Origin of the sequence: Shouchella rhizosphaerae, assembly GCF_036700015.1 — a bacterium.
GTDB lineage: Bacteria > Bacillota > Bacilli > Bacillales > Bacillaceae_D > Shouchella > Shouchella rhizosphaerae.
In genome coordinates, this window is record NZ_CP144921.1 from 657123 (window position 1) to 670524 (window position 13402).

The window sequence follows — 13402 nt, forward strand, 5'->3', positions numbered from 1 at the left end:
TCGGTAATGGATGGAGAAGGTGGGAATTTTGTTCACCTTTCCTGAACTATACTTACCACATCAAAAAGCGTTAACTTCATAAATAAATCATACAAAAAAGCCGCGAAAATATTGATAAACCAACATTTCCGCGGCTTTTGTATGGAGACGATAAGAATTTGAACCCATAGTATTCCCGGCGCTTAACATTCCATAAAACACCAGTCAAGCACCTAATCTTAAATCCCAAAATTAATTAATCATTCGTTCTTTAATTTTCCTCAATTTTTGCTTTGCATCTACTAAGTTTTGGGACCTAGAATCCTTGTCTCGATAGTCAATATAATCTTGTGCAGCATCAACAACGCTTTTTAAAAATACACCTTCCTTACATAATGCACTCGTTTCTTTATTTACAGTAAGGTTGTTTAAACCAAACTCAAAAATTGAATAATCTCGGACTACTTTAAATAAAATCATATCCTTTGGCGAGGATGTAACCTTTCTTATTGTCCATTGTTGTCCGTTGCTAAAATGCTCCGTTCTTGCATATTTCCCATCATTTAAGAAATCCAGGACCATCGTCAATAATGCAGGCCACATCAAGTCTAAATCATCCCAATCAATAAACGTAACAACTTCTGCCCCTTCTATTGAAATGAAAATCGTGCCATTTAAAAATGACCCTTTATTTTCGTTTAACATTTTATCAAGAACCTTTAGCCCAGTGTCATGATCTTTATTAATAAAAAATTGACTTGGCTCCTCTAAATTCTCATAGTATTCATCCAGAGAATTCGTTTTAGCTATATAAGTTTGAATTTGAATCAATTGGAAAACTCCTTACCTGACAGGATAAAACGTATTAACCCGATAATTGCTTATTACTAATCTATATTTTTGACCATCAATTTTTACATTTATAGTACCATAACCATTTTTAATCTTCGATCTGTTCTTATTTATTATTGATATAATTTGTCCTCTTATTTTTGCACTTGAGATACTAGGATTAAAAAGTGTCTTATTAGTAGCTCCTGTCCAAAATTTAGGGTGATGTCTTTGTAGTATATGATTCATACTACTGCGTTGTAAAACAATCGTGTTTCCTCCACCAATATTAACTCTAGCAGGAGTGAAATTTTTAGTATGATTAACAGCTTTACTTTTAGGTTGTTTCTTAAAAATCTTACTTCCATACTTTACTACGTATTTCCCCCCGGAAAGAACAACTCGGGCAATTAAGCCCCAAAGATATGGTCGAAATTCAGCCTCATCAAATCTAGGATCTTCTTCATTAATAATTTCAAAATCAAAATCCGAAGAATATTCTTCGCCTTCTTTCAAATTAATATACTCAAAATCTTCGTCAAGCTCATCATCATCCAATAAAACTTCTTCATCATTATCTATGTAGTCATCAACCGTTATCCATTCAACATCATCCCAATTAAAATCTTCACCACTAGTTGCATCATTAATTATTTGTTCATCCCGATCAACCGACTCTTTTGCCGAAACAAGTGGTACAGACAACGGTTGAAAAATTACAAGAAAAGATAAAAAAACAATAAAAACTCCTAGAAATCGCTTCATAATTATGCTCCTTTTTGATTTGATTTATTTTTCAATATTTTTATACCACAAATATGTATTTAACCGCAACCTAATTATCACTATAAATTCTATTAAATGGATCAAAATTGCAAACGGAGCTCAATTCAAGTAATTATTACCAAAAATAAACAGACTGATTCGCTCCAAAAAGAAAAACCGCGGAAATGTTGACAAATCAACACTTCCGCGGCTCTTATATGGAGACGGTGGGAATTGAACCCACGTCCAGAGATAACGACACTTACGCTTCTACGAGCGTAGTCTTTGTATTCGTATTTCGCTAGCACTTCAGCCCAAAGACAGGCCTCCGTGCAGCTAGCCTGATTAGTCTCTTCCTTCTCCCTCAGGCGGGGGGAGAAAGGCGTATCCCACTAAAGTTGAGTCTCAGCCACTCCACATGGGCGATGGAGAGGAGAGACCGCTTAGCTTATGCAGCTAGAGCGAAGTTGTTGTTTTCTTTGCCAGTTATTGGCTTGTGCGTTTTTACGAGGCCGACCCCTCGGCTCGCAACGCAAGCTCGACCTATCCCTGTCGAATCCAAAACGTCCCCTTGGTTTTGAAATATCCAGGTCAATGCCTGGATATTTCATTATACTACATTCTGCTGAAATGTCAACAATTTGCAGTGTCCCACTTAATTAACCGCGCATGCGCTCTTTTATTGCCCGTTCCACTTCGCGCTTCGCGTCTTTTCGCCGTAATGTTTCCCGCTTATCGTAGTTTTTCTTCCCTTTTGCAAGGCCGATAAGCACTTTGGCAAAGCCGTTTTTAATATAGACTTTTAATGGAACGATTGAATAGCCTTTTTGCTGCGTTTGCCCAATTAATGTATTGATTTGTTTTTTATGGAGCAACAGTTTGCGCGGCCGTGTCGGTTCATGGTTGTAGCGGTTGCCTTGTTCGTATTCACTAATGTGGGCATTGTACAAAAAAGCTTCGCCATTTTTGATGCGGGCAAAGGAATCTTTTAAATTCATTTTCCCCGCCCGAATCGACTTGATTTCTGTTCCGGTTAGGACAATGCCCGCTTCAAATGTTTCTTCGATAAAATAATCATGGCGTGCTTTTTTATTTTGCGCAACAACTTTGCCTTCTGTCGTTTCTCCCATGCATTCCACCTGCATCTTTCTAACACATCTTCCTTTTATCGTACCAACGGAGCGGCGATTCGTCAATTTCTACTAGACGACAGGCGTTAAAAGCGGCGGCGCTTTTTCTTTCCAAAAAGTTGATCGATGGCAAGCAGTTTGCTGCCGTTTAACACAAGCAAAAGCGAAGTTACTAGCAAAATGAGATCAAGCTCGTAGCCGCCAAGCAAGCCTGCATTCCATTTTGCGGTTATGATGGCTACAACCATAATGGCCGCAAACATAGCCCCAACAATACGGGTGCCTAATCCTAGGATAAGGGCGAGCCCGCCAATGATCTCGACAAAGGCAACAACGCTGGCCATTGCTGCTGGGATGCCGATTGAATCAAAAAACGCGCCCGTCCCTTCAATTCCACCATTAAACTTATCCAGCCCGTGGAATAAAAAAATGATTCCTACGGTGACACGGACAAGCAATATCCCAATTTCTGTTTTTGTCACGTTTCTCCCTCCTTATTGCTTGTAGTGTAAGGGAGAAAACAAGGATTGTGCAAGCAGGTACATGTAGGAAACTGTCGGATGTCCTAGTCATACATGACAGGGCACTATCCAAAAGTTGTCATTTCCGCGTTTTACGACGGCCTTTTTTTCGTTTCGCTTTAGGGGCATTTTCATAAAACGGCTTTTTCTTCCGCTTGGACCGGCTGCCATCTTTTTTCGGATCACCTGTCAAACGATGCTTTTCACGTTTTTTTCCGTTCCGCTGCTGTCTTTTTCCGCCATCAATCACTTTTGGCCGCTCAAGCGTTTTCCGCGGCTTGCGCGGTTGCATACCGACAATTTCAAAGTCGACGGATGCTTCTTCGACATTTACTTGGATAACGCGGACTTCAAGTTCATCGCCGATGCGGAAAACGGTGCCGCTTCGTTCGCCAATCATCGCATAATGCTTTTGGTCATAATGGTAGTAGTCGTCTGTCAAATAGCTAACATGGACTAACCCTTCAACCGTATTCTCCAATTCGACAAATAGACCGAAGTTGGTAACGCCGCTAATGATTCCTGTAAACGTCTCCCCAATTTTATCTTCCATGTATTGGGCTTTTTTCACGCTGTCTGTGTCCCGTTCAGCGTCAATCGCGCGCCGCTCCATTTCTGAAGCGTGGGCTGTTAACCCAGGCAGCACTTCCTGCCATTTTGCCGTTGTTTTGCGATCCGTTTTGCCTTTAATCAAGTACGTGCGAATGAGGCGATGGACGAGCAAATCAGGATAACGGCGAATTGGCGAAGTAAAATGAGTATAAAAGTCTGCTGACAACCCAAAGTGGCCAACAGGGTGGACATCATACTTCGCTTGTTTCATTGAGCGCAGCATGACGCGGCTAATGACCATTTCTTCTGGTTCACCGGAAATTTCCTCTAAAAGTGCTTGCAAGGCACGGGGATGGACGGTATTAGCTGTGCCTCGAACCACGTAGCCAAACCCAGTAATAAACTCTAAAAATGAATTGAATTTATCTGCATCAGGGTCTTCGTGAATCCGGTATACAAACGGCAATTTCAGCCAATGGAAATGTTCAGCGACAGTCTCATTAGCGGCAAGCATAAATTCTTCAATTAGCTTTTCCGCAACTGAGCGTTCCCGCAACACAACATCTGTCGCTTTGCCTTCTTCATTGACAAGCACTTTCGCTTCTTTAAAATCAAAATCAATAGCACCACGGGCGAAGCGTTTGTCTCTTAAAATTTGTGCCAACTGTTCCATTGCTTCAAACATCGGTACTAGCGTTTCATAACGTTCTCGCAAGTCCTCGTCTTGTTCGACTAGTATTTTGTTAACGTCGCTATATGTCATCCGCTCTGTCGTTCGAATGACACTTTGGAAAATTTCGTGGTTCACAACACCACCATTTTCGTCGATTTCCATTTGGCAAGACAGCGTCAAACGGTCTACTTTTGGGTTTAAACTGCAAATGCCATTCGAAAGGCGATGTGGAATCATTGGAATCACGCGGTCAACTAAATAGACGCTCGTAGCGCGGTCAGACGCTTCCTTGTCAATCGGCGACCCTTCTTCGACATAATGGGAAACGTCGGCAATGTGTACGCCGAGCAAAAAATGGCCGTTTTCTAATTTTTTTACTTGTACAGCATCATCCAGGTCTTTGGCATCAGCCCCGTCAATGGTGACGATTTGCTCATTCCTTAAGTCGCGCCTGCCCTGCAAGTCTGCTTCTGTAATCTCATCTGGCACGTTTGCCGCTTGTGCAAGCGCTTCTTCGGAAAAACTTTGAGGGATGCCATATTTGTAAATGATCGACAGAATGTCCATGCCTGGGTCATTTTTATGGCCAAGGACTTCTTTTATTTCTGCTTCCCCGCCGAAGCGGCCTTCTGGATATTTGGTAATCGTCGCGATCACTTTATGGCCATCGGCAGCGCCTTTTTCTTGGCCGTTGACAACAAGGAAATCCGCGCTAATCCGTTTGTCGTCGGCAACCACTAACGCATACGAAGAGAACTGTTTATATTCGCCGACGACTTCTGTCACTTTCCGTTCAATAATGCGGATCACTTTTCCTTCAGCCCGAGCGCCGCTTGTCCGTTCATCCATACGGACAAGGACAATATCGCCATTCATTGCCCCTGCCAAGGAGCCTTGTGGAACATAAATGTCTTCCTCGCCGTTTTCAGGCAACACAAAAGCGAATCCTTTTGCATGGCCTTGGACACGGCCACGCACTAAATTCATTTTTTCGGGGATACCGTAACGGTTTGTCCGCGTGCGCACAATGCTCCCCTCTTCTTCCAGTTCATTCAAGCCTTGGATCAACTTTTTAAAGTCGTCGCCAGAAGCTATGCCGAACTGCTCTTCTAATTCATCTACTGTAACAGGCTTTTTCGCCTCATTTTGAAAATAGGCAAGCAGCTCTTCTTTTAATCGAGCAGCCATTCTTTCCCTCCTTCAAGCTTTTGTTTTTAGTTTGACCAATCTAAGTGATTTAAAAACTCAAGTATGTCTTCATGAAGCTGTTCTTTCTCCTCACCGAGTGTAATCACGTGGGTCGAATGTTCATACCACTTTAGCTGTTTGTCGTCTGTGCCAACATTGTCCAAAATGATCGTAGCGCTTTCGGTATCGATCATTTCGTCATAGCGCGCTTGGACAACGAACGTTGGCGCATAAATCAAGTCAAGCTGTTCCCGTACGTCATCCATCAACTGCCGCAACTGATAAAGCGGCTCAAGCGATTTTTCTGCAAGCGCGCTAATTTCGGCTTCGATCACCGCGTCTTCTTTCTTTTCAAGACGCTTGTACTCTTTCGCGTAACGGAGCATCCCAACTTTGATCGCTTCCTCCGTTTTGGGCCTGACAGGGGCACACATCGATATGATTCCCTTTACAGGCATAGAGAAACCTGCTTTTAATGAAAAAACACCGCCTAGAGATAATCCGCACACTGCGATTTCCTTATAGCCATCTTGTTGCAATTGTTCAAACGCTGCCTGTACATCAGCCCACCAATCTTCTGGGCTGTACTTTACAAGCTCTTCTGGCGGCACGCCATGACCTCTATATAAAGGGGCATGGCATGTATAGCCATGCTTTTGCAAAAAGCGGCCAAGCATGCGGACATCAGCAGTCGTTCCTGTAAAGCCATGCAATAACAGAACAGCCCGCTGTCCTCCTTCAAATGTAAAAGGTTTAGGTGGCACTAATTTCATTGTCATCTTCCCTCTCTGTTTGTCGATCTGTCAAAAATGTTTTAATTTCCTCAATCACTTTATCGGCTTCATATCCATGGCAAATCATATGGCGTGATCGTTTCATTACTTTGATTTCTTTTGTCTTTGATCCGATTACATCATAAAGATAATAAGCTGACTTTAATGGAACAAGGCCATCAAGCTCCCCTTGGATAATGAGCGTTGGCACCGTCACTTTACTTGCATAAGGCTTTGTTTTTTGGACGAGTTGCAAAAATTGGTGCACGGCGGCAAATGGCGTTGTCCGAAATTTCCTTTCATAAAGTTCAATTAGCTCATCGCCTTCTTGTTCGCCAGTCAGGTGGTAGCGAATGGCAGAGAACATATCTTTTACAAACTGTTTCGGGTTCATATAGTAGGCAGCAGCATTTAACAGTACAAGCTTGTCAACAGGAAAACGGGCTGCTATGTAACTGGCAAGCATTCCACCCATTGAAAAACCAATCAGATAAAGGCGGTCGCACCGTTTTCTCATTTCTTCAGCCGCTACTTCCACAGCAAATACCCACTGTTTGTATGTTACATGCTTTAACTCCCGCAGACTTCCTTGGCCGTGGCCAGGCAATACAGGCGTGTAAACAAGCCAGCCAGGCTGCTTTGACAGTTCGTCGGCAACGGGCTGTACTTCCCACGGATCCCCAGTAAAGCCATGTATACATAGACACCCAATCACAATAGGTTCCTCCTGTTGCTTTGTAGTCGTGATAGCAGATTGCCAGCCGCGGATACAAACTGTAGACAAACGCTCGCATACGCATTCGTTTGCCTTGCCGATATGCTTATAAGCGTCTGCTCTGTTCGCATCTCCTCTCGCCAGCACGCTGACTCGTTTAGGCTGCTGATGTTATTGACTTTTTGTCGCCTTCACCAACCGTTCATAAGAGCGACACTTCTCATCAAAATCATCGATATTCGTAAGAACTAGAAATTGGTCGCAGCCTGTTTCATTCGCGCTTTTTTCTAATTCCCGTTTTACAGTTTCAGGCCCGCCAATAATCATCCGCTTCCGATTCGTCTGGATGCGGACACGGTCTTGTTCGCTTAGCTGAGCAGATGCGGCTGTTATGCTGGTTGGCACGCGGCTATCTAAACCTTTTTCCGTCCGCAATAACCATAAATCTTGGGTCTTTGCCAACTCTTCAGCATGCTCGTCCGTTTCGCCGCAAATGATAAATACGGCCGTTAACGCATCTGGTTTCCCTTTGCCCTTAAACGCTTGTCGATATGCAGCGTGTGCCAACTTCCCTCGTTTAGGCTCAATAAAACGCCCATGGACAAAACCGAACCCCCGCCGGCCCGCTTCGATAGCGCTCCGTTCTCCAAGACCAAGGATAAACAAGTTTGGTGTACTTGCTGGTTTCGGCGAAACAGTCACTTCCTTGTGCCTGCCGCCATGTATCCACTTGGAAAGGGCATCGACTTTCTCCCAAAATGTAGCGATTCCGTCCGTATGTCCATTCGCAAGAGCCGCGCGTATTCGTTCAGGGCCCCCAGGGGAGTTGCCAATGCCACCGTCAATTCGACCTGGAAACATCGTTTCTAGCTGTCTTAGCTGAGCCGCTACTTTATAAGGGCTATACTGGGGCAACAAAATACCTCCAGAGCCTACATGAATCGTCTTTGTCCTTGCGGCAGCAGCTGCCATCCACACTTCAGGAGCACTGGAACCAAGCCCCCTTGTACCATGATGTTCAGCAAACCAATACCGTTCGTACCCCCATTGTTCGGCAAGCTCAACAAGAAGAAACGTTTGATCCGCTGTTTGTTCCGCTGATTGCCCTATGGTTATAGGCACTTGGTCTAAAATGCTTAAGCGCACTTCATCACCTCTATATCCGATTGTTCCTTTTTTAAGCTGCGATTAAACAGGAAACAGAAAAAACACCTGGCAAGTCCAGGTGTTCCGCATCGTTTATAGGAAATACGCATTTAACCCTGTCAAAATAAAAAACAAAACAGCAAGTACGATTGTTGCTCGATGCAATACCGCCTCAAGCCCACGTGCTTTTTGTTTTCCTAGCAACTGCTCTGCCCCTCCAGTAATGGCGCCTGATAACCCAGAGCTGCGACCTGGCTGCAAAAGGACAACAGCGACTAAGAGGACAGAAACAATAATTAATGCGATCATCAAAAACAGCTGCATCAACAAACACCTCCACGAAACACGTCAGTATCACTAGTTTAGCATAGCCACGCCCTTGAAAACAATAGGCTAGTTTTTTAGAAGCTCAAGTTTGTGGCGCCAATGGGCGAGTGAAGCATCTGGGTCCTTTAACGTAAAGCGCACCGCCGACTCTAATTTGGCATAAGGCGCTTGATCGGCTTTCACCCGTAAGACGCGCCCTTCGTAAAGGGTGAGGCCCTCTTGACGGCCGATCGGTTCAAGCATTAGCTGAATGTCAAAAGCCGTTTCGCACGTAACGAGTAAAAGCACAGCTTTTTTTGAACGCATCGCATTGTTATCCGTTTGTGTTCCACTCCATAACGCAATCCGTATGCGGTCTTTTGAATAGGCCAACACTTCGCCGACGCTTACCATCGCTTTATATGGAAAACCATTGTCATCAACCGTCAAAAAATGCATCGCCTCATGCTGCTTTTCTTCTAATTGTTCACCGTTTAAAAAAGTTGCTACAGCAGGGGGAAGAATTTCACTGTCAGCCATACACGCCTGCCTCCCGTTTTTTCTTTCCCTTTTACGATAGCATGGCTTTTATAAAATGCCAAACCTTAAAGAAAACTACAGTTTCAGCCGCTTCTATTGCCTGGATGTCAACTTCTTACATACTTGCTGATTTCGAGTCTTTCTTGGTTGAGCGTGTTTCATTGATAAACGTAAAGAGGACGCAGCCGATTCCAATTAAAATGAAAATCGCCGAAAATGGTTTTGTAAAAAAGTCGGCCACATTGCCAGTCGACATGAGCGCTCTCCGCAAATATGTTTCCAGAAGAGGCCCGAGAATAAAACCTAAAATGAGTGGAGCAATCGGAAACTTGGCCTTTAACAAAATATAACCGATAACGCCGAAAAAGAGCATGACGCCAATATCAAAAGCGGAAGAGTTAGTGGCAAAGGCGCCGACAAAACACAAGACAAGAATAATTGGAAATAAATATTCCTTTGGAATCATCAACACACGTGTAAAAAAGCGCATCGCGAACACTTGAAACAAAAGAACGAGAAAGATCGCAACGAAGAAAGCGATAAACACGACATTGACAATTTCGCGGTTTTCCGCAAAAAACAGCGGGCCAGGCTGAATGCCATGGATCATAAAGCCACCGAGCAAAATTGCTGTTACCGTATCGCCAGGTATACCGAGAGTCAGCATCGGAATAAGCGATCCACCAACAGCTGCTGTGTTCGCTGATTCAGACGCATAAATGCCTTCAGGTGCCCCTTTCCCAAACTTGTCGCGGTTTTTTGACGCTTGCTTCGTTTGTGCATAAGCAACAAGGTTTGATGTGCCGCTCCCTAATCCTGGCAAAATCCCAAATGCAATTCCAATGAATGACGAGCGTAGCATATTCCACTTATTTTGGAATATTTCGGCCACCTTAATGCCAATGCCTTTCACAGAGAAGTTCATTTCCTTTCGCTCATCGCCCGCCTTTATTTCCGCTAAAAGTTGAGCGATAGCGAATAAGCCCATGATAAGCGGCAACAGACTGATGCCGCCTTTTAGCTCTAACACGCCAAACGTATAGCGCTGCAGCCCATCAATTGGCGCGAACCCTACCATGCCAATAGCTAAACCAATAAAGCCAGCAGTAATTCCTTTCAACATGCTGCCTTGGGCAAGGACGGCAAGCAAGGAGAGAGCGAAAAAGATTAAAGCAAAAAACTCAAATGGCCCCATCTGTACCGCAAACCTCGAAATGAGGGGAGAAATGGTAGTCAAGGCAATAAAGCTCAGCAAGCCGCCAACAAGTGAGGCAACAATGCCAATGCCAAGTGCTCTTACCGGTTCGCCGTTTTTCGCCATTGGGTACGCATCGAACGTTGTAGCGATCGATGAGGGCGTTCCCGGTATTCCTAAAAGTGTAGAAGCAACGAGCCCACCGGAAACGCCGCCTAAATGCAAACAGACAAGAAAACTAATTCCTTGTATCGGTTCTAATTGAAACGTAAATGGCACGAACAAGGCCATTGCCATCGTCGAGGTTAGGCCAGGCACTGTACCAAATATAAGGCCTATGAATACCCCTAATACCATTAATAGAACGACAAAAGGGGTGAACACGTCAGTTATGCTCGCAAGTAAAACATCCATTGCTTTCGCCCCCCTTCATCGAAAAAATCCGCCTGGCAATAAAACATCTAGATATTCGGTAAATATCCAATAGATTGAAAACGTAATAAGTAGGGATGCCACTGTTACTTGAACAACATGCTTTTTCGTTCGCTTACTCGATAAGTATAAAGTCGTGGCAGCTAAAAAAAGGAACGTGCTTAATACGTATCCGAACGCCGAGAAAGCGACAGCGTATAAAAACAAACTTCCTAACATCACATACATTTTCTTTTCCCGCGTTTTTGCCTCAGGCGAATCCTCTTTTCGCTCCGTTTTTTTCTTTGCTTTTAATCCACCTACTGTTAAAGCAACACCACAAACAACAAGCGCCATTCCGACAATTCTTGGCAACAAAACCGGCCCAGGATCATCCATAAGCCTCATATAATCCATCGTAAGCGTTTCCAAAATCATATAGGCGCCGACAAGAAACGTTCCTATTCCAATCCAACAATCGCGTTTTGACATATTGGCTCCCCCTTATCCCTAGTCTTCTTGGAATAACTCAAACGCGATGCCTTCTGCTTTTTTGAGTTCTTCTTGGTTGAATGTAAGGGTTTCATTATGATCCATTTGAATATGTCTCTGGAACGTGGTGGCGAGGTCTTGTACATACTCTTCATCTTCTGCAAGCTGCTCTGCTGCTGCGTTCCATTTGTGAATGATCTCTTCAGGCAAATTAGGCGGCCCGTATAACGTATGGATGATTGGAAACTGAACGTCATAGCCTTGCTCAAGGGCAGTTGGGATATCAGGTGCCAGCTCATCCCGTTCTTCTGATAGAACGGCTAACGCTTTAAAATCGCCTGATTCAATATAATTTAAGGCGTTGCCAATGCCAGTCGAAACAAAATCAATTTGGTTGCCGAGCAACGCCGTCATCCGGTCAGACTCTCCTCCGACATCAAGCACTTTTATGTCGACATCGGCAACTTGTCCAAGTTGCTCCCCCATAAAATGAGTAGTGCCGCCGATTTGGCCACCATACAAGATTTCGTAAGGGTGCTGCCTCGCCTCCTCAACAAGTTCTTCTAATGAATCCCACGGGGCATCAGCACGCGTGACAAAAACTTGGTTAATGCCAGCAAACGTTCCAATCGGCGTCATTTCCAACGCCGAATAATCGTATTGGCCAACGGCATAACTTGTGTGCAGTGCTTGATGATAGTAGAGAAGCTTGTAGCCATCGGCTTTGGCGCGGTAGACATTTTCAAACGCTAGTGCACCGCCTGCTGTATCTTGATTAACAATGACAATATCGCTATCTAAATATTTGCTAATATGACGCGCTAGCACCCTCGCTCCCGCATCAGACTGCCCCCCTGGCGAGGCTGGGACATAAAGTTCAATCGTTTGCTTTGGATACGTATCAATGGCCGCTTGCGTAACGGCTGTTTCGTCGTGGTTGCTGCAGGCCACTAGAAAAATAGCCTGCAGCACGAGCAAAGGGAACCACTTCACGACTTACACCTCCTCCCGTTTTAAGCGCGCGTTTGTGCGGTTCGATCTTGCAATTGATGGACGGATACATCCTCCCAATTGAGGGACTCGACCCGATACTGCTCGACTTTTTCCCAATCAAGCTCCATTCCGAGCCCTATAGTTGACCGTTCAGGCAAATGTAAGTAACCGTTTTCATAATTGACTTTGTTTTTAACAACATCGCCGACATAAAGCTCTGGGCCAGTTGGATCGGAAATGTAGTTTAAATGGTCGAGTGTTGAACCAAAATAGGCCATCGCTGTTGTGCCAATTGATAGTTCCTGCGTTGTCCCGATAAGGACGCTTTTTTCAGCTACAGCCGCTGCATCAGCCGCTTTTCTTGCCTGTGTAATGCCGCCAATAAACACAGGCGCAATGTTAAAAATATCAACTGAATCATGTTTAATCATTTCCGATTGCTGACGCAAGCTCCAGACATGTTCGCTTACCGGCAATTCACAGCGCATACGGAAATGGTGCAGTCCTGCAAAATCATTTCGGAGTGCCGGACTTTCAACAAGATCGATTGGGTATTTCGCTAAGCGCCGTGTAATCCGTAACGCTTCCTTCCAATCAAGGAGATGGCTAAAATCAAGGGACTTCACTTTTACTTTGCCGCCAAACTCGTTGTAAACCCCTGCTAAAAAGGCCTCGTCCGCATCAACGTTTTTGCCGACATAAAGGCGAAATACGTCAAAACCTTTCTCATATTGCTTTTTGACGAGCTCTAAATTCGCCTCGACTTCATCCATAAAGCGATGCCTAAAAATCGGAAAGCATACTTTGATTTTCTCACGTTGGCGGCCGCCTAATAGATCGGACACAGACACGCCTAGCGCTTTTGCACAAAGGTCATAAAGCGCTGTGTCAACGCCATTTCGAATAAAGCTGCCTTTTTCATAGTAGTACATCGCTTCAGGGAAGTTCCCATTTAGCTCTGTATTGATCGGGGCTATGTCAAATGGGTTTTTGCCAACAAGAATTTGTTTTAACGTACGCTCCAAATCAACAATGTCAACCGCATACTTCGGCAAATGAGAGAAGTCTGACATTTCGCCAATCCCCTCAATGCCTTCGTCTGTAAACAATTGCACGATCACATGTTTATTGACAAAGCCAGTCAAACGTGGCATACCGATTGCCGTTAACTGCACATCTGTAATTTTCATCC

Annotated in this window: 14 protein-coding genes and 1 other RNA gene; all 15 read right to left on the bottom strand. The window is 44.4% G+C overall.

Features of this window, described 5'->3' with window-relative positions:
* Nucleotides 1–231: 231 nt before the first annotated feature.
* Nucleotides 232–810 (bottom strand): hypothetical protein, encoded by a 579-nt coding sequence (locus V5G21_RS03545; protein WP_011247842.1) that lies wholly within the window; start codon nucleotides 808–810, stop codon nucleotides 232–234.
* A 12-nt stretch (nucleotides 811–822) separates the two neighbouring features.
* Complete coding sequence (locus V5G21_RS03550; protein WP_011247843.1) at nucleotides 823–1575, bottom strand: hypothetical protein; 753 nt, start codon at nucleotides 1573–1575, stop codon at nucleotides 823–825.
* A gap of 216 nt (nucleotides 1576–1791) precedes the next feature.
* Nucleotides 1792–2146, bottom strand: a transfer-messenger RNA (tmRNA) gene (gene ssrA, locus V5G21_RS03555).
* Between the two features lie 88 nt (nucleotides 2147–2234).
* Nucleotides 2235–2705 (bottom strand): SsrA-binding protein SmpB, encoded by a 471-nt coding sequence (gene smpB / locus V5G21_RS03560; protein ID WP_035202732.1) that lies wholly within the window; start codon nucleotides 2703–2705, stop codon nucleotides 2235–2237.
* 86 nt (nucleotides 2706–2791) lie between these two features.
* Nucleotides 2792–3187, bottom strand: coding sequence for a DoxX family protein (locus V5G21_RS03565; protein WP_011247845.1), 396 nt, complete (start codon nucleotides 3185–3187; stop codon nucleotides 2792–2794).
* Between the two features lie 118 nt (nucleotides 3188–3305).
* Nucleotides 3306–5639, bottom strand: coding sequence for a ribonuclease R (rnr, locus tag V5G21_RS03570; protein ID WP_011247846.1), 2334 nt, complete (start codon nucleotides 5637–5639; stop codon nucleotides 3306–3308).
* Nucleotides 5640–5665: 26 nt separating this feature from the next.
* On the bottom strand, nucleotides 5666–6412 hold the full coding sequence (locus tag V5G21_RS03575; protein WP_011247847.1) for an alpha/beta hydrolase: 747 nt from the start codon (nucleotides 6410–6412) through the stop codon (nucleotides 5666–5668).
* Nucleotides 6393–7127: an alpha/beta hydrolase gene (locus V5G21_RS03580; RefSeq protein ID WP_011247848.1), complete on the bottom strand. Its 735-nt coding sequence runs from the start codon at nucleotides 7125–7127 to the stop codon at nucleotides 6393–6395. The genes V5G21_RS03575 and V5G21_RS03580 overlap by 20 nt, the downstream gene beginning before the upstream one ends.
* Nucleotides 7128–7298: 171 nt before the next feature.
* A complete protein-coding gene (locus V5G21_RS03585) occupies nucleotides 7299–8273 on the bottom strand; it encodes an LLM class flavin-dependent oxidoreductase (protein ID WP_011247849.1) in 975 nt (324 codons plus the stop codon).
* Nucleotides 8274–8366: 93 nt separating this feature from the next.
* The gene (secG, locus tag V5G21_RS03590) at nucleotides 8367–8597 is read right to left on the bottom strand and encodes a preprotein translocase subunit SecG (RefSeq protein ID WP_011247850.1); all 231 of its coding nucleotides are present in this window, start codon (nucleotides 8595–8597) and stop codon (nucleotides 8367–8369) included.
* Between the two features lie 69 nt (nucleotides 8598–8666).
* Nucleotides 8667–9119 carry a hypothetical protein gene (locus V5G21_RS03595; RefSeq protein WP_011247851.1) on the bottom strand — a complete coding sequence of 151 codons (453 nt, stop codon included), beginning with the start codon at nucleotides 9117–9119 and terminating at the stop codon, nucleotides 8667–8669.
* A 115-nt stretch (nucleotides 9120–9234) separates the two neighbouring features.
* Entirely contained in the window at nucleotides 9235–10728 is a 1494-nt protein-coding gene (locus tag V5G21_RS03600; RefSeq protein WP_011247852.1) for a tripartite tricarboxylate transporter permease, read from the bottom strand.
* 15 nt (nucleotides 10729–10743) lie between these two features.
* Nucleotides 10744–11217 carry a tripartite tricarboxylate transporter TctB family protein gene (locus V5G21_RS03605; RefSeq protein ID WP_011247853.1) on the bottom strand — a complete coding sequence of 158 codons (474 nt, stop codon included), beginning with the start codon at nucleotides 11215–11217 and terminating at the stop codon, nucleotides 10744–10746.
* Between the two features lie 18 nt (nucleotides 11218–11235).
* Complete coding sequence (locus V5G21_RS03610; RefSeq protein ID WP_073304733.1) at nucleotides 11236–12210, bottom strand: tripartite tricarboxylate transporter substrate binding protein; 975 nt, start codon at nucleotides 12208–12210, stop codon at nucleotides 11236–11238.
* Nucleotides 12211–12230: 20 nt separating this feature from the next.
* Entirely contained in the window at nucleotides 12231–13400 is a 1170-nt protein-coding gene (locus V5G21_RS03615; protein ID WP_011247855.1) for a mandelate racemase/muconate lactonizing enzyme family protein, read from the bottom strand.
* Nucleotides 13401–13402: the final 2 nt, after the last annotated feature.